This is a genomic window from Salinivibrio sp. ML290 (assembly GCF_001995695.1).
Taxonomy (GTDB): domain Bacteria; phylum Pseudomonadota; class Gammaproteobacteria; order Enterobacterales; family Vibrionaceae; genus Salinivibrio; species Salinivibrio siamensis.
Genome location: NZ_MUEY01000008.1, coordinates 1 through 21,566, shown reverse-complemented (window position 1 = coordinate 21,566; position 21,566 = coordinate 1). Strand labels below are relative to the sequence as shown.

General features: G+C 49.5%; 17 protein-coding genes and 4 pseudogenes. 16 read left to right on the top strand and 5 right to left on the bottom strand.

Features of this window, described 5'->3' with window-relative positions; genetic code table 11:
• The first annotated feature begins 62 nt into the window (after positions 1-62).
• The 4 genes and pseudogenes from gntR to BZG23_RS16760 all read left to right on the top strand — a co-directional run.
• A complete protein-coding gene (gntR, locus tag BZG23_RS09055) occupies positions 63-1,064 on the top strand; it encodes a gluconate operon transcriptional repressor GntR (RefSeq protein ID WP_077606750.1) in 1,002 nt (333 codons plus the stop codon).
• An 8-nt stretch (positions 1,065-1,072) separates the two neighbouring features.
• Positions 1,073-1,291 (top strand): hypothetical protein, encoded by a 219-nt coding sequence (locus tag BZG23_RS09050; protein ID WP_131825375.1) that lies wholly within the window; start codon positions 1,073-1,075, stop codon positions 1,289-1,291.
• A 239-nt stretch (positions 1,292-1,530) separates the two neighbouring features.
• A complete protein-coding gene (locus tag BZG23_RS09045; RefSeq protein ID WP_077606748.1) occupies positions 1,531-4,671 on the top strand; it encodes a DUF3427 domain-containing protein in 3,141 nt (1,046 codons plus the stop codon).
• 284 nt (positions 4,672-4,955) lie between these two features.
• Positions 4,956-5,145, top strand: a pseudogene (locus tag BZG23_RS16760) (tyrosine-type recombinase/integrase); the annotation flags it as partial.
• Positions 5,146-5,218: 73 nt separating this feature from the next.
• Here BZG23_RS16760 and BZG23_RS09035 read toward each other — a convergent pair.
• Positions 5,219-6,079 (bottom strand): hypothetical protein, encoded by an 861-nt coding sequence (locus tag BZG23_RS09035; RefSeq protein ID WP_077606747.1) that lies wholly within the window; start codon positions 6,077-6,079, stop codon positions 5,219-5,221.
• Between the two features lie 493 nt (positions 6,080-6,572).
• Here BZG23_RS09035 and BZG23_RS09030 point away from each other — a divergent pair, with 493 nt between their 5' ends.
• Positions 6,573-7,247, top strand: coding sequence for an inovirus Gp2 family protein (locus tag BZG23_RS09030; protein WP_077606746.1), 675 nt, complete (start codon positions 6,573-6,575; stop codon positions 7,245-7,247).
• Between the two features lie 76 nt (positions 7,248-7,323).
• Here BZG23_RS09030 and BZG23_RS09025 read toward each other — a convergent pair whose 3' ends face one another.
• Positions 7,324-7,884 carry a tyrosine-type recombinase/integrase gene (locus tag BZG23_RS09025; RefSeq protein WP_046075171.1) on the bottom strand — a complete coding sequence of 187 codons (561 nt, stop codon included), beginning with the start codon at positions 7,882-7,884 and terminating at the stop codon, positions 7,324-7,326.
• A gap of 175 nt (positions 7,885-8,059) precedes the next feature.
• Positions 8,060-8,563, bottom strand: coding sequence for a RadC family protein (gene radC, locus BZG23_RS09020; RefSeq protein ID WP_021024425.1), 504 nt, complete (start codon positions 8,561-8,563; stop codon positions 8,060-8,062).
• Between the two features lie 157 nt (positions 8,564-8,720).
• On the opposite strand from radC, the gene BZG23_RS09015 reads away from it, so the two are divergent.
• From BZG23_RS09015 to BZG23_RS16570, 10 genes and pseudogenes are all read left to right on the top strand, one after another.
• Positions 8,721-8,915 carry an AlpA family phage regulatory protein gene (locus tag BZG23_RS09015; RefSeq protein ID WP_077606745.1) on the top strand — a complete coding sequence of 65 codons (195 nt, stop codon included), beginning with the start codon at positions 8,721-8,723 and terminating at the stop codon, positions 8,913-8,915.
• A gap of 133 nt (positions 8,916-9,048) precedes the next feature.
• On the top strand, positions 9,049-9,672 hold the full coding sequence (locus BZG23_RS09010) for a restriction endonuclease subunit S (protein ID WP_077606744.1): 624 nt from the start codon (positions 9,049-9,051) through the stop codon (positions 9,670-9,672).
• 1 nt (position 9,673) lies between these two features.
• The gene (locus BZG23_RS09005; RefSeq protein WP_077606743.1) at positions 9,674-11,188 is read left to right on the top strand and encodes a type I restriction-modification system subunit M; all 1,515 of its coding nucleotides are present in this window, start codon (positions 9,674-9,676) and stop codon (positions 11,186-11,188) included.
• Entirely contained in the window at positions 11,178-12,398 is a 1,221-nt protein-coding gene (locus BZG23_RS09000) for a restriction endonuclease subunit S (protein ID WP_077606742.1), read from the top strand. Before BZG23_RS09005 ends, BZG23_RS09000 begins: the two co-directional genes overlap by 11 nt.
• On the top strand, positions 12,395-13,282 hold the full coding sequence (locus tag BZG23_RS08995; RefSeq protein ID WP_077606741.1) for a GIY-YIG nuclease family protein: 888 nt from the start codon (positions 12,395-12,397) through the stop codon (positions 13,280-13,282). Before BZG23_RS09000 ends, BZG23_RS08995 begins: the two co-directional genes overlap by 4 nt.
• Before the next feature lie 81 nt (positions 13,283-13,363).
• Positions 13,364-16,645 carry a type I restriction endonuclease subunit R gene (locus BZG23_RS08990; protein WP_077606740.1) on the top strand — a complete coding sequence of 1,094 codons (3,282 nt, stop codon included), beginning with the start codon at positions 13,364-13,366 and terminating at the stop codon, positions 16,643-16,645.
• Positions 16,645-17,448, top strand: a complete 804-nt coding sequence (locus BZG23_RS08985; RefSeq protein WP_077606739.1) for a M48 family metallopeptidase — start codon at positions 16,645-16,647, stop codon at positions 17,446-17,448. The genes BZG23_RS08990 and BZG23_RS08985 overlap by 1 nt, the downstream gene beginning before the upstream one ends.
• A gap of 147 nt (positions 17,449-17,595) precedes the next feature.
• A pseudogene (locus BZG23_RS16755) lies at positions 17,596-17,763 on the top strand (IS5/IS1182 family transposase); the annotation flags it as partial.
• 57 nt (positions 17,764-17,820) lie between these two features.
• Positions 17,821-17,967, top strand: a pseudogene (locus BZG23_RS16475) (IS30 family transposase); the annotation flags it as partial.
• 200 nt (positions 17,968-18,167) lie between these two features.
• Positions 18,168-18,374 (top strand): hypothetical protein, encoded by a 207-nt coding sequence (locus BZG23_RS16570; RefSeq protein WP_131825374.1) that lies wholly within the window; start codon positions 18,168-18,170, stop codon positions 18,372-18,374.
• A gap of 463 nt (positions 18,375-18,837) precedes the next feature.
• Here the strand turns inward: BZG23_RS16570 and BZG23_RS08975 are convergent, their stop codons facing one another.
• Together BZG23_RS08975 and BZG23_RS08970 are read right to left on the bottom strand one after the other, a co-directional pair.
• The gene (locus tag BZG23_RS08975; protein ID WP_077606737.1) at positions 18,838-19,071 is read right to left on the bottom strand and encodes a hypothetical protein; all 234 of its coding nucleotides are present in this window, start codon (positions 19,069-19,071) and stop codon (positions 18,838-18,840) included.
• A 166-nt stretch (positions 19,072-19,237) separates the two neighbouring features.
• Positions 19,238-21,235, bottom strand: a complete 1,998-nt coding sequence (locus BZG23_RS08970) for a YecA family protein (protein WP_241837202.1) — start codon at positions 21,233-21,235, stop codon at positions 19,238-19,240.
• 194 nt (positions 21,236-21,429) lie between these two features.
• Between BZG23_RS08970 and BZG23_RS16930 the strand changes: the two are divergent.
• Positions 21,430-21,566, top strand: a pseudogene (locus tag BZG23_RS16930) (IS256 family transposase); the annotation flags it as partial.

Below are 21,566 nucleotides of genomic sequence, written 5' to 3'. Positions count from 1 at the left end.
AAAAAGGGCCAAAGAGTGGGTATGATGGAGCTAAAACAAGACTGCATCAACGAAAGACCCAGATGGCGAATAAGAAAAAGCGACCGACATTACAAGACATTGCCGATCGAGTCGGCGTCACCAAAATGACAGTAAGCCGCTGTTTACGCGACCCGGCGATGGTCTCGGACGCCGCCCGCGAAAAAATCCAATTGGCGGTAGAGGAGCTGGGTTACATTCCCAATCGTGCCCCCGATATTCTCTCCAATGCAAAATCCCATGCAATTGGCGTACTGGTACCTTCCCTGACCAACCAAGTCTTTGCCGAAGTGATCCGTGGGATTGAATCCGTCACCTCACCAGAGGGCTATCAAACCATGATTGCCCACTACAGCTACAGCGCCGCGCTTGAGGAGCAGAGCATTGAGTCTTTGCTCTCGTATAACGTCGATGCGATCATTTTGTCCGAAAATGTCCATACCGATAGAGCGCGTAAAATGCTGCAAACCGCCTCGATTCCGGTGATTGAAATCATGGACAGCGTGTCGCCACGCCTCGAGCAAGCGGTCGGTTTTGACAACACCAAAGCCTCGCGCGATATGACCAACGTCCTGATTGAAAAAGGGCGCCGATGCATTGCGTATTTTGCTGCCCGTATGGATGAGCGCACGCGGTTAAAGCTTGAGGGCTATCATCAAGCGATTGCTCAAACCCAGCAAACGCCGATCAGCCTGCAAACTGAAGACGCCTCGTCATTTACCTTAGGGGCCAAGTTACTCGGCCAGCTCCTTGAATTACATCCCGAGGTGGATGGCATTGTTTGTACCAACGATGACTTGGCGATTGGCGCTTTATATGAGTGCCAACGACGCGGGATCAAGGTGCCGGAACACATTGCGATTGCCGGTTTTCACGGCCACGACATCAGCCAAGCCATGCTCCCCAAACTGGCGACAGTGATCACCCCCCGAGAAGAAATCGGCCGCGTCGCCGCCACCGAGCTTATCGCCCGACTCCGCGGCGCTGACACCTGGCCGAGCCACATCGATCTTGGCTACCGCATCGAACACGGGGAGAGTATTTGAGGTAGGGATTGTCGTATAACTGTGAGGTGTTTTCAGCGAACGCGTTAACCGCTATTTATCGCCAGTGTGAGCCTGGCTGTCAGCAAGCGCACGAGCAAGCAAATCGCACTTGCCCCAGTGGCTACGATGCGGCGTCACGCTATTTGCATCAGCTGTTTGAGGCCTACCAGCTTCACGATAATTCTGCGTCCTTTGAACGGTGGTTTAAGCGCTTTGTAGCAAGCTAATAGCCGTCGTGAAGCGTTGTTCGCAAAAATATCGTTCAGTTTTGATTGGTTGAAAGCCTTTATGTCCGCCTCTAGGTCTACACATTGTTACCTATTAAGTCACTTTGTGTTGACCTCAGATGAGAGTGTGACTTAACTCTTTGTTGCTATTGTTTGAAAAGTATAGAAAAGTGATCCTTTCATAGCGCCTACAACCCGTGGTTTGTAAGGTGAAACTGGCTCATCACGTGGAAGGAAAAATGCAGCAGGTCGGAATTTATGAGCAGCTGGTAACGCAGCTTATTGAGAGCCGTATTGATCGAGAAAGATTTTATGTTGGTGAGCGAGCGCTTACCAGCAACGAGGCGTCAGTTTGGTTGTCTCGTTTTTTATCGCATGTTTTGCACCATGTACTCGACGCCGTGCCTGCCAGTGATGATCGCCTAGAGCAGCAAATCACACTATCCAACCAATTCTTGCTTTGGCTGAAAACCCAGATCCACGATAAAGACATTATCGACGATAATTTGCTCGCGAGTCAGGGAAAAATCCTGACGGCCCTTTATGAGTTTGAAAACCCGATAGCATCTGATTTAGCGCGCTATGTGCAAGATATTTTCCCACTCACCGGCTTAACGCAGAGTGAGCTTTTTTGTGGCAGTAATGCGGGTCTTTCATTGGAGTCAGAGCTGAAAAGAGAGATTTTATCCGCAGACAAAATCTATTGGTTGGTATCATTCATCAAGTGGGCGGGGATAAGAATTTTCCGTAAAGAGCTGGAAGCCTTTACTCGCAGTGGCCGCGAGTTAAAGGTCATCACCACGTCATACATGGGCGCGACAGATGCGAAAGCGGTGGAGTACTTAGCCAGCTTACCCAATACCGAGGTGAAGTTAAGCTACAATACCGAGCGCGAGCGTCTGCATGCAAAAAGCTATTTGTTTTTACGCGAGACCGGCTATCACACCGGTTATATCGGATCGTCAAACCTCTCTCACTCTGCACTGACGAATGGGTTGGAGTGGAATCTCAAAATTACCTCGCAAGAAATTCCCCACATTATCAATAAATCACTCAGCACCTTTGAAACGTATTGGGCGTCGAATGAATTTGAACGATTTGACGGAGATGCAAAAAGTACCGAAAAACTGAATCAGGCCCTTCGGCAGCAGCGCAGTGGTGACGAGGGTAGTGCTACGTTTTTCTTCGATCTCTCTCCTTTCCCGCACCAACGTGAAATTCTGGAGCAGCTGACGGTTGAACGTCAGACGCATCAGCGTTTTCGCAATTTAGTGGTGGCGGCAACAGGCACTGGTAAGACACTGATCTCTGCGTTTGATTTTGCCTGTTTTTTGAAAAAACACCCTGATGCCAACTTTTTATTTGTGGCTCATCGTGAAGAAATCCTTAAGCAGGCGCGTGCGGCCTATCGAGGCGTATTACGTAACAGTACCTTTGGCGAGCTGTGGGTCGGTGGTCACACGCCAGATCATTACCGGCAGCTATTTGTCTCGATTCAAACATTGAACAACCAGCTCGATACGCTCAACTTGACGGCCGATTACTATGACTACATTGTGATTGATGAAGTGCATCATATTGCTGCGAGCAGTTATCGAGCGGTTTTGCACCACTTTTCGCCGTCAATACTACTGGGTCTGACGGCGACACCCGAGCGTCACGATGGCGGCGATATTCTCGCGGATTTTGGTGGTGTTATTGCGGCTGAGATTCGGTTGCCAGAGGCGATTAACCGTCGTCATCTTTGCCCATTCCAATATTTTGGTATTGATGATGATACCGATCTACGGACCATTCCTTGGCAGCGTGGCCGCTATGATATTGCACAGCTGACTAACCTCTATACCTCCAACCAAGCACGGGTGGATAAGATATTACTCAGCATGAACGAGATCATCACGAGTCTTAGCCGTATGAAAGCACTCGCTTTTTGTGTGAGTAAAGAACACGCTCAATACATGGCTCAACAGTTTTCACTGCAAGGGCTTAAGGCGGATGTGTTGACCAGCGACAATCGGCATGATCGCCAACGAAAGCAGCAATTGCTGCGCGCCGGTGAGGTCAATGTGCTTTGTGTGGTTGATATTTTCAACGAGGGGGTCGATATCCCTGAAGTCGATACCTTATTGTTTCTGCGTCCCACCGAGAGTTTAACCATTTTCCTTCAGCAGCTAGGCCGCGGTTTACGGTTAGCCGAGGGCAAAGAGTGCTGCACCGTCCTCGACTTTGTCGGTCATTCGCGTCCCGAGTATGACTTTGCAAACAAGTTTCGGGCGCTGGTGGGTAAGAGCGCTCGTGCGATTAACCGTGAGATTGAGCAAGGCTTCCCTCATGCGCCTTTGGGCTGTCGCATTGAGCTTACTAAACGCACCCAAGAAATGGTCTTGGATAACATTCGCAAAGCGTCGTTAACGCTAAGGTCCTTAGCGGCAATGGTTCGGCAATATCCTCAGCACACCCACCTGCCGCTGACGCTAGCGAACTTCCTAACCCTGTATCCGCATATTGATTTGAACGAACTATACAAGCGAGGCTGTTGGTCAGAACTGGTGTTCAAAGCAGATCTACAGGTCAATGACTCTCCTGTTGATGAAAGTGCATTTAAAACAATTAAGAAGGCGATTTTTCAGCGGATTTTAACCACTGATGATCATGCGTATCTAGAGTTTTTAAAGCAGCTTTGCCAAACAGATTTTGCGCCTGATACGGGTAGCGAACGGCATCGACTGATGTGCCATTATGATGTTTGGCAACAAACAGGGCCAGCTCTTGGCTTTTCATCCATTGCGCAAAGCGTTGCCGCGTTAAGGCGGCTGGGCATCAAAGCAGAATTAATGGACGTGGTGGACTGGAAACTGGCACAAACCAAGCATGAACAGTTAAGGATGGACGATTTACCTGATGTGCCATTACGGCTTCATGCTCGATATGCGCGTGAGCAAATCTTGGTTGGGTTTGGCGCTACCACCTTGGAGCGGCAGCCACCTGCACGAGAGGGGCTCTATGCGCTTAAAGATCAAAACATTGAGTTGCTATTTGTCACCTTGGATAAAAATGAAAAGCAATTTTCCCCGACAACCATGTATCACGATTATGCGATTAATGCGTCGCTCTTTCACTGGCAATCGCAAAACAGCTCGCGTCCTGATAAAGGCCGAGGCAAAGATTACATTCAACATCAAAAGATAGGGAAGCGCCTGTTTTTGTTTGTACGAGAGCAAACCAAAGATGAATTCGGGCGTACCATGGGATTTGTGAATTTTGGCGAAGTGAATTATATCTCACACACCGGCTCTCAGCCGATGGATATTACGTGGGAGCTGGTCACCCCGATGCCAAACTTTATGTGGCAGCAAGCGGCGAAGTTGGCGGTAGGCTAGAGACCGATGCGTGTCTTTTGTCGCCACGAGCCTCAAATGTAGGGCAAATAATGGCTGAGCGAATATAGGGTAAGCAGATAGAGGCAGCTCAATGTATAGCGCTCGAGCTATCTCTATCTGTCTGAACGTCAGTGCTGAGAATTGCTAGTGATTACTCAATATTCTGGATCTGAATGTGGGCTTTATTTAAATATTGCTATTTATCAGTTAGTTATGATGGATTCTTTCTTGAATATCGATTGTTACCCACCATGTTACCCACCTCTTGGTGAGGTGGCATATTTTGTAGCGAAATGGGGTTAGTTATTGTTGTCATTGAAAAGGTCGTTGGCCACCAGCCCAGGGATGCTTAGGGTGTACAACCACTATGAGTATCTCGATGAACAGCGGGACGTCTTAGAGGCTTGGGGCGACAAGTTGCTGTCTTTAACGCAGGAGAATGTTCACCCGTTACCATCGGCCAAAACAAGCTAGCAGGGGCTTGTAGGCTGGCAGCGAGAGCCAGCCTCCTCATGCTCAAACGCATCACCATCCCAAACGCTCTGTGTCAGTCTTTTATTTCAAAACCGTACCGTTCACCTTCTTCACGAATCAATGTCTCTACAAGCTCGTTGATACGCATTCCTTTTCTATCGGCTAGCTCGTCGAGCATTCCCTTTGCTGTTTCAGTTAAGCTGATGCTGTAAGGCTTTTTGCCGCTCTTCTTATCTCTGAACTTCTTTTGGCTCCAAGCCCTTTTCATATTTAAGATGAGCAAGTCCTTTTTGTCTAAGTTCTCGCTCAGTAAGTCAAAGCCTGTGATTAGCGCTTGTTTCTTATCACTCTTCGCTAAGAACCTGAGCAGTCTATCTCTGAAAAAATGTTGATAAGTCAGATAATCCCAAGCCCATTCAATTTGGATCTCGTTATCAGTGATCCATTTCACTATCCGTTTGTCACTCTCTATCTCTAGCCATTCCTCTACCAGGAGTTTGTTGACATCCTCAACTTCCGTGTTACTCATTTCAGAGAAGATAAAGCTGTTTTCAATCTCCTCTCTTATTCTTTTTATGTCTAAGGATAGGTCATTGAGTTCTTTTTCTGATATCGTTTTTATTTTTCTTCCTACTCTGTTAGGTCGGTCTATGAGCATAGGTCGCGACAAAGCCCCATGGATATCCTTTTTATGTTTTTTCATAAAAATTAAAGCCCAATATAGAAATCTTGGCTCAGCTTCTTTTACCCAATCGAGAGCGCCGTTTTCTTTTCTGCTGTTGATGAACGCTTTCTTCATTTTTTTAGCAAGGTCAGAATGCCCTCTCTCGCTCGCTATTTTTTCATCTGCTCTTTGGAATATGAGAACTGGCTCCTCCAGCAATGAACCCTTTTTTATTCCTAGGTTTTCTTGCAAGTAATTAATGTAAAACATTCGCTCCTTTGATGAGCGTATTTTCAACTGTGGTTTGAGGGGTCTAGGTTCTCTTATGTTAAAACTCATTACCATTACCTTGTAACAAAATATGCCCTATATCGTACATAACTAAAGTATTACTGTGTAGTATTTATCGTGGTTTTATGACAAATGTCTCGTGGTTTTAAAGAGTGTTTATCGTGGTTTTATACTAACTTTATAGTGGTTTTGCAGTGATTTTATTAAAGGGGTATACCCATAGAAACCGCTCTTAAACTGGGTTTTTCCTGCCTGGAGATAGGGTTCATAACTTCCACATACTCAGTTCGTCGGTGACAGAGGGAGAGGCTAGGTTGGCTGGTGGGTGACATGGTCACAGTGGGAGGGGGTGTTGTCGGTATAGTAATATACGTATTCGCTCTTCTCTTCATATACCCATTACCAGTAAAGAAGATAAGGTAAAAAATAATATAACCAGTGTTCCTTTGTAGTACTCACAGAGGAGCATGAGATGGACACACATACCTACAAAGACTTTCCTATCCTTCTACCTATCAATGAATGTAAGGCACGTTACTTAGAGAAAATACGCAATATGTTAGCTGATGGTTATCAGGACTATAATAACCTTACTGTTGCTCGTCTTGACTTAAGGTTTCCAGCTACTGATGAGTCTGATGACTTTCTGAAGCGTGATGAGGCCCTCTTCTTCGAGCGATGGAAAAAAGGCACGATTAAACGATTTATTCGAGCTATTGAATTAGAAATGGCAAAGCAAGAGTGTGAGAAGCGAGCGAAGGGTAAGCGGGTGCATCGTTGTAAGGTGCGATATGCTTGGGCAAGGGAGCGTAATCATTCACACAACGATCATTATCATTTCGCGTTGGTATTAAACAAGGATAGGTTTTATTGCTGGGGGAAGTTTGAGAACGTCGAATGCGGTGATGGTTTATATAATATCATTGTCCGTGCCTGGGCGAAGGCAATCGGCCTGTGTAACAATCAAGCGATGGGGTTAGTGCATATCCCTGATAATAGCATTTACTACCTTCACGGTCGTCCTGAGAGCTCTAAGCGCGCTGAGCAGGAATATAAAGATATATTCTATCGACTAAGCTATTTAGCCAAAAAAAGAACCAAGCGTCGCAACGAGGGGTTTCGTTGCTTTGGCTCTAGCACCAAGTAAATCGTGCACAATCGTTTTTTATTGATGATATATATTTAAAATCCCGTCGGCCGTACTGTCATGGTGCGGCCTTACCTCATATCTCTAAGGCAATAAAATCATTGTCGACATCTTCCTGCGTGATCCCGATATAACGAAGCGTGATGCCTTCTGAGGTATGGCGCAGCATTTTCATCACCCGACCAATATCTTTTGTAGCTTGATACAGCATATAACCGCGTGTTTTTCGCATTGAGTGCGTCCCTAACGAGAGGTTGAGCTCTTGCCCGACCTGTTGAAAGGCGAGAGTAACAGCGCGCCGAGAGAGCGGTTTAGGCGGCAACTGCTTAATCTGCTGACAGCGGTGAGATTGAAACAGGTAGACGTGATCAGGATGGTCTGCCCGTATCTTTTCAATGCGCGCCAGTGTTTTGGGGTTGAGCTGGATATCAGCAATCTTACCTGTCTTACGCTCTTTGATTCGCAATCGGTCACCGTGGATATCGTCGAACCTAACAGCAAGCAGATCGGAGATACGTAACGCCAGGTTTAACCCGATATACCAGACGTCGGCCATTTGGCGATGATAACGAATACTCAATAGGTGGCCGATAAGCTGAACAGTCTCAGCATCTTTGATGGCTTGAACTTCTGACATGGCTTACTTCCTTTTTTCTTCACAGAGGGAGGTTTTGAGAAGCACAGCACGACAGCGACAACCAGACCCTTGTTGCGCCTGGGTTGGCTGCTTCCCGTTTTAACATAATGAGAAGCAGGGAAAGGTATCGCTGCCTGTGTGCATGTGTGACGTGTAAAAATGGCCTGCGAAGCCGCTACACGACTGGGATCCAGCCTCGCTCGGCGAAAGACACACAGTCTTCACCGACAACCACATGATCTAAAACGCGAACATCAATAAGGCCCAACGCTTTGATCAATTTGTCAGTGATGTGTCGGTCTGCCTGTGACGGCTCAGCAATCCCAGAGGGGTGGTTGTGCGCAAAGATAACGGCAGCTGCATTGTGACTCAGTGCCGCTTTCGCCACTTCGCGTGGATAGATAGACGCGGCATCAATGGTGCCAAAGAACAGGATATCGAACTGGATCAGCCGGTGTTGATTATCCAGCAGCATCAACGCAAACACTTCACGATCGTACGCGCCGAGTTTGAGCTTTAAGTATTCCATCACGTTGTTGGGGCTCGTGAAGGTGCCTTCGCGTTTGTACTTTTGGGCCAGTGCTTCTGCCGCGTGCTCTAAGAGCTGGTTCAACTCAGATGGCTGGTGGGCAGGGTAGTTGTCTGCAGGGGTAAATAGGGGAGTGTGTGACGTACGCATAGGGAGTCTCCTTTAAGTGATTGATGTGGCTATGCGTATCGATGACATATATCTGAAATCAGGTTGGTTAGGGGAGTGGGTACCCCAAAAGCTAGTCAAGGTAAAAATTAACGCATGGGGACTTGTTATGAGTTGAACTACCTAACAAGGACCAATCATGAAGCTTTTAAAACTACAACAAGTTATGGAAAAGACCTCACTGTGCAGCAGTAGCATCTACAACTTGATGAAAGAAGGCGACTTCCCCAAAAACATCTCCGTGATGGGTAAGCGTAAGGCCTGGTTGGAGAGTGAAGTCGAAGAGTGGATGATGGCAAAGATAGCGGAGAGAGATAGTACGGTGGACGTTTGACTCGGTCCTTTTAGAATTAGTTGAAAAAGCGAAGAAGAGAAGCGCAAGCAATTTTAAGCAAATCATGCATCTTGCCTGGTGATGCATAGTGAATTACGATGCTCAACTATTATTGCATCATTGAGCATACTGCATGAGCGAGCAGTTCAAACAAAAACGCCCTCTGCGCAGCTTGGCGACTATCCAGCCCGGCTACCCGTTCCGGGGAAAGCTCCCCATCGATAGCAACGGGGACGCTTACGTGGTGCAGTTCCGGCACATTATTCTCGGAGAGCGCCTGAGTGACAAAGACGCAAAAGCCCTCGACCGGGTCAAGCTGCCGGGCCGAAAGCACCCCAATTACCTATGCCCCAGCGACCTGATATTCATGGCTAAAGGCACTCGTAACCATGCGGCAGTGATAGCCGACGTTCCTAGCAATACAGTGTGCACGCCAAACTTTTATCACATACGCCTAAAACCGGAGGTGGCCCGGCTCTTGCCTGAGTTTCTGGCCTGGCAGCTCAACCATGTAGATGCCCAACGGTACTTTGCCTCTTGCTCCCAAGGCTCGGCGGCACCCAGCATTACCAAATCGCAGCTGGGTGACTTACCCATCGTCATACCATCCATTGAACAACAGAAGCTGATGGTCAAGCTATCTGATGCTGCCACCAGTGAGCAAAAACTTTTGAGTCAGTTAATGGAAAACCGACGGCGCATGCTTGATGCTGTCGGACACCATATTCTTCATCCGGATCACTTCACAGGAAATTGATATGAGCAACGACGCAGTAAAGCAGGAACAGATCAACAAAGCGGTCTGGAACGCCTGTGACACCTTCCGGGGCACGGTAGACCCCAGCATCTACAAGGACTACGTGCTAACCATGTTGTTCGTGAAGTATCTGTCGGACGTTTGGCAGGATCACTACGACAACTATGTGGCTGAATACGGCGATACGCCGGAGCTGATTGAAGAGCTGATGAAGAACGAGCGCTTCGTTCTGCCCCGGGGTTCCAGCTTCTACGACCTGCACGACAAGCGCCATGAGCCTGGCAACGGTGAGCGGATCGACAAGGCTTTGCACGCCATTGAAGAAGCCAATATCGTCAAGCTGGCCGATGTGTTCCAGGACATCTCTTTCAACTCGACTAAACTGGGCGACGAAAAGCAGAAGAACGAGCTCCTGCGCTACATCCTCGAGGACTTCTTCCGGCCGGAACTGAACCTGCGTCCGAGTCGGATCGGGAGGCTGGATGTGATTGGTAACGCCTACGAGTACCTGATCAAGAATTTCGCTGCCACCTCCGGCAAGAAAGCCGGCGAGTTCTATACCCCGCCAGAAGTCTCCGAGTTGATGGCCGAGATCGTTGATCCCCAGGCCGGCGACGAAATCTGCGATCCCGCGTGTGGCTCAGCCTCCCTGTTGCTGAAATGCGCCAACCAGATTCGCAAGGAAGACGGCTCCAAGAACTTCGCCCTGTTTGGTCAGGAAGCCATTGGCAGCACTTGGGCACTAGCCAAAATGAACATGTTTCTGCACGGCATCGATAACCACAAACTCGAATGGGGCGATACCATCCGGAACCCGTTGATGCTGAATGAAAACGGCGGATTGAAGCACTTTGATGTGGTGGTGGCCAATCCGCCGTTCTCACTGGAGAAGTGGGGTCATGAGGGCGCGGACGGCGACCCGTATGCTCGCTTCCGTCGCGGTGTACCGCCCAAGTCCAAGGGCGACTACGCCTTTATCCTGCACATGATCGAGACCCTGAAGCCGAAGACCGGCCGCATGGCGGTCGTTGTACCCCATGGCGTTCTGTTCCGAGGCTCAGCAGAAGGCAAAATCCGTAAGAAGCTGATCGAAGAAAACCTGCTGGATGCCGTGATCGGCCTGCCCGAGAAGCTGTTCTACGGCACTGGCATCCCGGCCGCCGTGCTGGTGTTCCGCAAGGACAAAACCGACAACAAGGTGCTGTTCATCGATGCCAGCCGTGAGTTCCAGGCCGGTAAGAACCAGAACCAGTTGTGCGATGACAACATCGCCAAGGTGGTTGACACCTACAAGCAGCGCGACACCCGGGACAAGTATTCGTACGTGGCCACTCTGGAGGAAATTCAGGAAAACGACTTCAACCTCAACATCCCCCGTTACGTGGATACCTTCGAGGAAGAAGAAGAGATCGACCTGATGGCCGTGCAAGCGGAGCGGAAGGAAATCGAGGCTGAGATTGCGAAGCTGAACGAGCAAATGGAAGGGTATCTAAAGGAGTTGGGTTATGGTGCCTGAAGGTTGGAAGCCGACAAAGATTGGGGACATATCATCGCTAGTAACGAGTGGTTCCCGTGATTGGGCAAAGTTCTATTCAGACTCTGGCAGCAAGTTCATCCGGATGACGAATCTTCGAAGGGATGGCATACACCTGAAAATGGATGACCTGAAGTTCGTTAACATCGAGTCAGACTCTGCTGATGGGAAACGAACTTCTCTTCAAACTGGTGACATTCTAATTTCCATCACGGCAGAGTTGGGCAAAATTGGTTGGGTTCCACCTGGCTTAGGTGAAGCCTATATCAACCAGCACACCGCGCTAGTCAGGGTGAAGCCAACAGAGTCAGAATCTAAATTCGTAGCATATCTCCTTTCTTCGAAACCCTATCATCGTCGAATCAATGCGTTGAATGATGCGGGCGCAAAAGCAGGTCTCAACCTAACCACCATTCGATCTCTACCGATAGCATTACCTGATATCCCCGAACAAAAAAAGATCGCCCAGCTCCTCTCCACCTGGGATCAGGCCATCACCGCCACCGAGCGCCTGCTTGAGAACAGCCAGCAGCGGAAGAAAGGGTTGATGCAGCAGTTGCTGACCGGGAAGAAGCGGTTGCCGGGGTTTGAGGGGGAGTGGGCTTCTGCTCAGTTAGGTGATCTAGTAGAGATAACGTCCGGTTCTTCAAAAGCAAAATACATAGATCAAATCGGCGGCAACTATATCATTGATATGGGTTCGGTAACCCGCACGGGTAGGCTGGCACCAACGAAAAAAACCTCGTTGGATGGGCCGTATCTCGCCAAAGGTCAGCTTGTTATGCCCAAAGATGATATTGGTGGCGGGAACATTATTGGTCGTGTTGGAGTGATCCCAGAAGATAATAAATACCTGTTAGCTGATCACGTCTATGCGTTAACTCCACATGGTACAGATAGCCAGTTTCTTGGTTACCTCGTAAATTCAGACAAAGTGAATAAAAGCCTTCGCCGCAGAGCTAATGGAACGGCACAGCTAGGGCTGGGAAAGAAGGATGTTCAAAAACAGGCAGTGCTTATTCCATCTGACCCAGCCGAACAGAAGGCGATTGGTGAAATCCTCTTATCTACGGATCAGGAATTTGATTTTCTGGAAAAGCGTTTGGCGATGCTTCAACAGGAAAAGAAAGCCCTGATGCAACAACTCCTCACCGGCAAGCGGCGGGTGAACGTGGAAACGGAGGCGGCATGATGGGGCAAAAGCGACCTCGTACTATTCAGATATTTTTACCCACGGGCGACCCCGCTGGAATTCGCATTGCCGAGCAAACCACTTCGATTATTCGCCTGATTGAGGTGCCTCGCAATGATATGGCCGAGTTTGTAAAAATGCCTGAGGCCAAACAGGTGGGTTTGTATTTTTTGGTGTCAGGCGAGAGTGAAGATGAGCTGTATATTGGTCAATCAGGCGATGTGGGTAGTCGCCTGATGCAACACCATAAGGATGAGAAAAAGGACTGGGAGCGTGCGCTGGTGCTGGTGTCTCTTACCAACAACTTAACGCAAACTCATGTGCTGTATTTGGAATCCCTGTCGATTGAAAAAGCGAAAACCTGTCAACGCTACGAGCTACTTAACGGTAATGGTGGGCAAAAGCCACATACGCCTATTCCGTTAAAAGCCGATTGTGATGAAATTCATGAAATTGGTAGCTTACTCTTAGCCACCCTTGGCTACCCATTATTTGAACCACTCACGGTACCTACCRCGGCTAAAGAAGAACAAGCTTTCTTTTGTCGTCGTACCGGAGTGGACGCAAAGGGGATCTATACCAACGAGGGGATGGTGGTTTTAAAAGGGTCATCAGCTCCTATGACCACGAAGCGCAAAACAGAGCAACGATTCTTTGAGAAGAGAGACCAGCTACTGGCTAAAGGTGTGATTGAGCAACAAGGTGAGCGGTTTGTTTTCCAGCGTGACTATCTGTTCCAAACACCCAGTGGTGCATCGATGTTTTTACTTCTTGCTTCTTCTAATGGGTGGGTTGACTGGAAAACAGAGCAAGGTATGACGTTGCAAGAGCATCAAGGTCGAACTCTTGAATCAGCAACAGAACACTCAACGAGTATGGACTAACCAGCCATATAGACAGAATAGAAATCAAATGTTCCCCTCGCTTCTAAAAAGACCATTAGTGATAATGCTGGGAGATAAAGCATGAACACCACCCCTCAAGGGAATGAGCAGTATTCCAGCCACATCCCGGCCTTGGCTACATTGATTAACCTGGGCTGGACGTTTCTGCCAGCCACGACGTGCATGGCGCTTCGGGGCAGTCAGCGGGATGTGGTGTTAAAGCCAGTGTTGGAGCAGGTGTTGCGCCAGCGTCGATTCGAGTTCAAAGGTGAATCGTACCCGTTATCCGATCAGGCCGTGGATCAGGTGATGCGAGAGATCACAACGCCGTCCATGGCGCAGGGTCTGATGGCGGCTAACCAGTCCGTTTACGACATGCTAACGCTCGGTATTACTGTGACCGAGTTTGTCGACGGCAAGAAGGCCACGCCCACGATCCACCTGATCGATTGGGAGAACCTGGACAACAACCAGTTCCATGTCACCGAGGAGATGGACGTGCTGTCTGCCCAGGGCACCCACACCCGCCGACCGGATGTGGTGACGTTTGTTAACGGCATTCCCCTAGCAGTGATTGAGGCCAAGAAGGCGGCCTCCGGCAACCCCAATAAGGACATGGTGGAAGAAGGGATCAGCCAGAACATCCGTAACCAGAAAAACGATGAGATCCCGTACCTCTACGCCTTCGCCCAGCTGCTGTTTGCGATCAGCCGCAACGACGGCCGATACGGCACCACGCATACGCCGATGAAGTTCTGGTCGAAGTGGCAAGACGAGGAGTTCGACGACCGGTACGTTCAGGGCATCAAGAATCAGCCACTGTCAGCGTCGGACAAGGACGCCCTGTTTCAGGACAAACCCGGCAAGATCCGCGATTACTTTGAAGCCCTCTGGTCGAAGCCGGTGATGCCCACCGAGCAGGACCGGCTGCTGGTCGGCTTGCTCGACCGGCACCGTTTTCTGGAATTTCTGCGGCTGTTTATCCTGTTCGACCAGAAGATCGGCAAAATCGCGGCCCGATACCCACAGGCCTTCGGCATTAAGGCCCTGCTGGAACGCATCTCTGACTTTAAGCCCTCGGGTGAGCGTAAAGGCGGTGTGCTCTGGCATACCACTGGCTCCGGTAAGTCCTTCACCATGGTCTATCTATGCCGGGCCCTGCTGCTCAGCGACACATTGAAGAACTGCCGGATCATCGTGGTCACCGACCGGGTGGATCTGGAGAAACAGCTGTCCAAGACTTTCCTAACCGGCGGGGCCTTTGGTGGCGACATCGCCGGCAAGAAGAGTGGCGATTCCCTGGCCAAGACCCGCTCCGGTAAAGATCTGGCCAGGCGCATTGGGCAGGGCAATGACCGGATCATCTTCACCATCATCAACAAGTTCGCCTCAGCCGCCAAACAGCCAGAGTGCTACAACCCCTCCGAGAACATCATCGTCATCGTCGATGAGGGACACCGGAGCCAGGGCGGCGAGAACCACCAGCGCATGCGACTGGCGCTACCCAATGCGTCGTTCATTGCCTTCACCGGCACCCCTCTGCTGGACAAGGAAAAAAGCGAGACCGCCGAGAAGTTCGGCGCCATTATCCACGCCTACACCATGAAGCGGGCGGTGGAAGACGGGACCATCACCCCGCTGCTGTATGAAGAGCGCAAGCCGCTGCTAAACGTAAATCAGAAAGCCGTGGACACCTGGTTCGAGAAGGTAACCGCGTCCCTGTCTGACGACCAGAAAGCCGACCTCAAGCGCAAGTACGCCAAGCAGGGCCAGGTCTACACCGCCGAAGACCGCATCAAGCTCAATGCCTTCGACATCAGCGTGCATTTCAGCGAGAACTTTAAAAAAGCCGGACTGGAGTTGAAGGGCCAGTTAGCCACCGACAGCAAGCTCAGTGCGATTCGCTACAAAAAAGCGCTGGATGATCTGGGCCGGGTGACCAGTGCCATCGTGATTTCTGCCCCGGACACCCGGGAGGGCCACACTGAGGTAGACGAGACCAGCCTGCCGCTGGTGCAGGAATGGTGGAAGAAAAACGTCACGGGCGATCCAGAGGACTATGAGAAGACCATCATCGAGCATTTTGGTACCGACGGGCCACCGGACATTTTAATCGTGGTCGACAAGCTGCTGACCGGTTTCGACGAACCCCGTAATGCGGTGCTCTATATCGACAAGCCGCTCAAGGGGCACAACCTGATCCAGGCCATTGCCCGGGTGAACCGCCTGCATCCTCAAAAACGTTTTGGCTACCTGATTGATTACCGGGGTATCCTCAAAGAGCTGGATACCGCGATCCGCGATTATCAGAACTACGAGGACCAGACACAGGGCGGATTTGCCATCGAGGACATCGAGGGCCTATACGCCAACGTAGATACGGAATACAAAAAGCTGCCGGCACTGCACGACCGGCTCTGGAGTTTCTTCAGCCACATCGACAATCGACTGGATCAAGAGTCCTATCGCCAGGTGTTTATGCCCAAGTACGAGTCAGACGAGGACGGCGTAGAGATGGATAGCCGGCAAGCGTTACGGGAAGACTTCTACGAAGCGTTGACCGAGTTCGGCATGTGCTTGAAGACCGCACTCTCCACCCAGAGCTTCTTTGAGGATAAGGCGTTCTCTGAGGCAGATATTCGCCGGTACAAAGCGGATCTGAAGTGGTTCTCCGAGCTGCGAAAAACCGTGCGTATGGATGCTCAGGAAACTGTCGATTACTCCGCCTACGAGGGCCAGATCCGGGATCTGATCGACCGGTACGTGACGGGCGTTGATGTTGATAGAGGCGAAGACGCAGTGGTGATTGAATCGATTGGCGAAACCCGCCCAGACTATTGGTCAGACGATAAGGCTCGAAACGAAACCGATAAAATCAAAACGCGTACCAAAAAAACCATCGAAGAAAAGCTTGGCGACGACCCCTATGCCAAAAAGGTGTTCTCAGCGCTGCTGCAAGAAGCCATCGAAAAAGCCGAATCCATGTTCGACTACAAGGCGCAGTTCAAGCTGTTCAGCGATTTGGAAGCCATGGTGGAAACGCGGGACGTACCCGATTTGCCGACTGACCGGTTCGAGGGCAACAAGCACGCTCAGGCCTACTATGGGGCCTTCAAACTGGTAGTGGGCGAGGATTTCGCTGCACTGGAAGCCGAAAAGGGCGAACAGCTGATTCAAGAGGCTTTCGAGATCGACCAAGTGGTGAATCGCGCCGTGGCTGAAAACTCCCTGAATCCGGTCGGTATTGAGCAGGACGTTCGCAAAACTCTCTTGCCAAAGCTGTTCGGCCTGATCGGGCTGGATAAAGCCAAGGTCATGCTTGATGAAGTGGTGCAGATTCTGCGTAATGGAGTCGCCCGTTGATGGCCTCCGTAGAGTCACATCAGGACGAACAGCCGCTGGAGTACGTATCCCGCTACGGTGGTCGGGAATTCCGGTACCACCTGTGCTATGTGCCTGATCACAAGAAGGCCACCATTAGGGTGCATGTGCATCCTAATGGCATGGTGCAGGTGGACGCCCCGGAGTCGGCGCAGCTGCCGGAGATCAAGTCTGCCGTCCAGCGCCGGGCTCGGTGGATTCTAAAGCATTTGGACGACATTGAAGCGCGCCACCGGGATGTCCGCCCGCGACAATGGGTGAGCGGGGAGAGCATGCTGTATTTGGGCCGGCGATACGTGTTAAAGGTGATCAACGACCCCAATCAGCAGAAAGTGACCTGCAAGCTCTTAGGCGGGCAGTTACGCGTGCAAGGTAAGGACGTCAGTCGAGAGCGGACGCAGAAAGCGGTCAGCCAGTGGTACCGGGACAAGGCCCGGGACGTGTTCGAGCGACGGCTTAAACTCATGGTCGACGCCTTGCCCTGGACGCAAACCGTTCCGCCCTGGCGCATCATGGAGATGCAGACCCAGTGGGGTAGCTGCTCACCCGAAGGCGCAGTGCTCCTAAACCCGCACCTGGTCAAAGCCCCAACCCGGGCCATAGACTACGTGATTCTGCACGAGCTGTGTCATCTGGTGGAACACAACCACAGCCAGCGGTTTTACCACCTGCTGGATCGGTTTATGCCGGAGTGGCGGGCAATAAAAGAAGCTCTGGATGGAAAAGCGGAGATTTTGCTTTCGGAAACAGCGTTGTTTCCAGCATCATTGAACTCACCACGCTAGCTGCGATCAGATCAAAGCCAAGTACAAAATAAGCAACTGGAAGTAATACAATCAGGCATGAGTAAACCGTGGTTCGATTGCCTTTTGGATTGATGGCGCCGCTATCTAGGGTTAGTACTGCAAACACATCATGGAAGAGAAGGGGATCATCAACGCTTTCTATCAGAAACCGGCATGCCTCGAGACCAAAAACGACTCAGTCCACAGCTGACACTACCTGATTACGATGCACAAGTTGGCGAAGCATTGGTCAACATGAAAGCGATGAGCAAAGTCATAAGACTCGGTATGCCTGTTAGTTACCGAGTTGATTGATAAAAGTACTCCCATTGGGCTCTGTGCGTTAGGTAGATGATTTGATCAACAACGCTTGTCCATACCACCACGGAAGATAACGGGAGAGAGTTTGCAGGCCATGAAACCATTGCAAAGTAGTTGGAGGCTGGTGTGTACTTTGTTGCCCATCCTTATAGCTCTTGGGAGCGTGGAGCTAATGAGAATGCTAACGATTTTTTAAGGTAATATGTGAAGAAAGGTACCGACCTAACGACCTTATTATATCACTGAATCTCCGAAGCCTCTTCTCGCAGAAGCTTCGGGATCTGATTCTCTATCAGATCTTTCCACTTCCGCTGATACTCTTGCTGGGTCTGTAGTCGGAAAAATCGCGCCTTGAAAGAGTTCTTTTTCCCTGGTTCTTGGTTCCACTGAGCATAAATGTGGAAGTGATCGCCAGCCAAATAGCCTTTAACCTTGCATTGCTGACGCTCGTTTTCTTCCTGTTTATCGTCAAGGGCCTGACTTCTAATCAAGGTGTGAAGCCGTCCTCGCCTTGGCCAAGAGACCTTCCAAGCATTCCCGGCCTGATCGTGCACCTCTGCTTTTTGCACTTCGCCGAGGGGAAAGCCGTTCGGAACGGATATTAAGATGCTTTCCTTTGTTCCTTCGGGTAGTTTTATTGGTTTACTTGGCGTCTGATCGTAGACTCACCTTTTATTTGCCCAGTGATACCATTTGAAAACATGATGTCTGCGGCGCCTAGGCCTCACAAAGTACCTGACATAATCCACTGCTACAGGACGACGACCTACAGACCTGATTGTAATTTTATGTTTTGGGTTGGCCTCTCCCGAGGAATGTTCAAAGGAGAAGTCGGATTCACATTGCAGGCATGGGTTATCTCTCTTATGCGCCCGGTAACGAAGAATCAGACCGATAACGCCAGTTACAGTACCGATAGTTCCCGTAACGGCGCCCCAAATTGCCAATGTCTGAACCAGATTACTTTCTTCTATATGACCCTAGGATACAACGCCTTGCCAGAGGCGAGCGAAGCAACTCATGGTGAAAGCCAAGCTTTTTGTGGCTGTAACGAATCTCAGCGGCTTGTTAATGAGTTGCAAGTTCAAGCTCACATGGCTGATCAGGGTATGCCATTGCGAAGTCAGGTGAATACCCGACAAACCGTTCGTCAATCTCTATTTCAGGATATTTTGGTTTTAAAAGCTCATAGGTGACGCGAACCGCCTCATCTACTGACTTAGCACCAGCAACAGCTCTCGCAATGAAAATCATTTCGTTATCAGTGCCTGCTTTGCAGAATGTAACTTCGTATCGTTTCATAATTATCCTTATCAATTACTCATTAACGTCATGCTTACCGCACCAGCGCTTTGTTATACGGCATTTGAATTACCTTACTTTTCCCACATATGGTGAATAAAAGGCATCTAAACCTATCTAATTTAAAGGTCAATTGGAACTCTGCCACCATTGAATGCATCATTATTTAGCGACCATGGCACTTTTTATATTTCGCACCACTTCCGCAAAGGCAAGGTTCATTTCGACCAATTTTCTTTGCTTTCTTAGGTTTCGACTCATCTGCCGTCTGTGGGACGTTAGTTTTTTTTCTTTTTAAACTCATGCGCTTGGCATCGTCAAAGATATGGGCATTCTCCGCAGTCTGTTCAGAAGGTGTATCAACCTTGAAGCATTGAGCGTTTTTATAGGTACGCCCTTTACCAACTTCAATAAACACACCAACAACATCAGGAGACGCAATAGACAGCGCAGCTGCACTTGCTTTGTCATTTATCCTTTTCCAATCGGCAGCCTGCTCCGAGCTTTGCATCCAGACGAATAGCGGCTGACCATCGCCAGCAAAGGCGAAGTAACGCTCTGTGTACTGTCCTATCGTTTTGCCTAAATCTGACAACAGCTTGGCAAGATCCTTACGTGCTTGCTCACCATAGTTGCGTACAAGACTCTCGGCTGAGAGCCATCCTCGTGAACGGGTATTGTCGAGGGCCCCAAGCAGCATCAACAACTCATCCGGGAATTCTTGCATCGGAATTGAACTGTCTTCCCAGCTCTCCCCTTCAAAGCTTCTGTCGATAACATTGCTCATGCCGTCCCATACCACCATGTTTGCTTCACCCTCCCTAAATTGGTCTGCAATATCCTTATCAAAGCGGTTCTTAGTTATGTATGCGCCAAGATGATCAAACTCGTCAAAAAGATGAGCACGCTTCATGCCAGCAACAGCCTGGCGTACCTCCATGTAGTGCGCAAACATCCCTGGAGTTGGGAGGATGCGCTTTAGGACAAACAGATCATCAATCGACATTGATATAAAAGCATGCTTCCCGAGAAGCTGTTCAACCTGTGGTAATTCCTTACAAAAAGTAGACATGGGTGAGAATGATTCGACTGTCAATCCAATAGGTAACATCACACGATAGTCAGAGTGACGGATTCGGCCACACTCATGATATTTACCGTCCGCTCGGCTGTAGAGAGGAACCTCATCCGCAGAATTTAAATAATTAAAAAAACGCTCGCACTGTTTGTAAGCCTTTAAAACCAAGTCTTGTACTGACTGACTGTGCCGTTTGAAATCGAGCGCAGGCGAAGCAATAGTTGCGGCTGCACCAGCTTTGGCTTCTATTAGGTAGAGGACATCATCGATTAGGACCAAAGTGTCGTTTTCGGACCACTGATTAGTCGCTGGATCTTTATAGTAAACCTCTTGGTAGACTACCGCGCCCGGCAATTGGCCTGAGAGGATTGTTGGAAACGCTCCTTCGCTCATTATTTTCTGGCGGTCTATGAAAGATTTCTTATAGTCTGGCTTTCGCTGCAAAAGATTAAAAAGAAGTGAACGATACCCCGCGTCTCGAGTAAAACATGGATCCACAGCGAAGTAGTCCGCCCCCAGCTTGATTAAGGGCTTTTTGCGAGCAGGCAGTGTACGATACGGGGTTCCGGCGAAGTCACCTTCAGCAAAAAACTCAGTTTCTTCACCGCGTCGATATGACAAATCTGCCAATAGCTTTAGTGGTAATTTCGTGTGACGACTAACATTGGCAGTGCCGCCTCGGAGCATGTCGTCCATTGCTCGCCCAGCGGCTTCCGATTGATCTACATTTGCTGAAACCCATTCTTCCATAACATCTTCAAGAGGTTTTTCTTGCTCTAAGGCAAATTTCTGCGCAGCTTCGAACTGCCTCATCATCTCTTCAGCTGCTTCCGCATGACCCGTAAGGGTAGCATTTGCCATATCTTGAAAACCTTCCGCAATCGCAGTGGCACCAACTCCATAGACCTCTTTCAATACATCATCATGTGGCGCAAGCACGTAGCTGTAAAACTCACCTTCTAATACTTGATAGCGGTTCCCTCTAAGCATGACCCATGTTGACTTTATTTGGAATTCTATATCCGCAGTATCCGGCCCAAAATCCTCATTTTCTGTATCAATAGACGAGCCCATGGCGAATAACATGGCCTGCTCTTTAAGCTTAGAGCTAAGGGCGAACAGATCGGCGCACCGAGCCTCATCGAATTTAACCTCATCCGGTTCCGCATCTGATGCAAGAACTGCATGCACGTACTCAAGTAGAAACTGGATTTCATTAGGTAGTGTTCAAAAGTCTGTGTCACTCCTATAGTTAACCCTCAACAGGGAGTGATACATCAATGTCCGACAAATACGAAATTGATATTCAAGCTTTTGCTAAGGCACTGCAATCTGGACAAGACCTCAACGGGAAAGATGGACTGCTAACGCCGTTGATTAAACAGATCACCGAAGCTGCTTTGGCTGCTGAGATGGA

Bases quoted from the DNA above. Each gene is read 5' to 3' on its own strand.
- BZG23_RS09015 (WP_077606745.1), top strand. From the start codon at position 8,721: ATGAAGCTTTTAAAACTACAACAAGTTATGGAAAAGACCTCACTGTGC.
- radC (WP_021024425.1), bottom strand. From the start codon at position 8,563: ATGCGTACGTCACACACTCCCCTATTTACCCCTGCAGACAACTACCCT.
- BZG23_RS09030 (WP_077606746.1), top strand. From the start codon at position 6,573: ATGGACACACATACCTACAAAGACTTTCCTATCCTTCTACCTATCAAT.
- gntR (WP_077606750.1), top strand. From the start codon at position 63: ATGGCGAATAAGAAAAAGCGACCGACATTACAAGACATTGCCGATCGA.
- BZG23_RS09045 (WP_077606748.1), top strand. From the start codon at position 1,531: ATGCAGCAGGTCGGAATTTATGAGCAGCTGGTAACGCAGCTTATTGAG.
- BZG23_RS09005 (WP_077606743.1), top strand. From the start codon at position 9,674: ATGAGCAACGACGCAGTAAAGCAGGAACAGATCAACAAAGCGGTCTGG.
- BZG23_RS08990 (WP_077606740.1), top strand. From the start codon at position 13,364: ATGAACACCACCCCTCAAGGGAATGAGCAGTATTCCAGCCACATCCCG.
- BZG23_RS09000 (WP_077606742.1), top strand. From the start codon at position 11,178: ATGGTGCCTGAAGGTTGGAAGCCGACAAAGATTGGGGACATATCATCG.
- BZG23_RS08970 (WP_241837202.1), bottom strand. From the start codon at position 21,235: ATGTTATTCGCCATGGGCTCGTCTATTGATACAGAAAATGAGGATTTT.
- BZG23_RS09025 (WP_046075171.1), bottom strand. From the start codon at position 7,884: ATGTCAGAAGTTCAAGCCATCAAAGATGCTGAGACTGTTCAGCTTATC.
- BZG23_RS08985 (WP_077606739.1), top strand. From the start codon at position 16,645: ATGGCCTCCGTAGAGTCACATCAGGACGAACAGCCGCTGGAGTACGTA.
- BZG23_RS09035 (WP_077606747.1), bottom strand. From the start codon at position 6,079: ATGTTTTACATTAATTACTTGCAAGAAAACCTAGGAATAAAAAAGGGT.
- BZG23_RS09010 (WP_077606744.1), top strand. From the start codon at position 9,049: ATGAGCGAGCAGTTCAAACAAAAACGCCCTCTGCGCAGCTTGGCGACT.
- BZG23_RS08975 (WP_077606737.1), bottom strand. From the start codon at position 19,071: ATGAAACGATACGAAGTTACATTCTGCAAAGCAGGCACTGATAACGAA.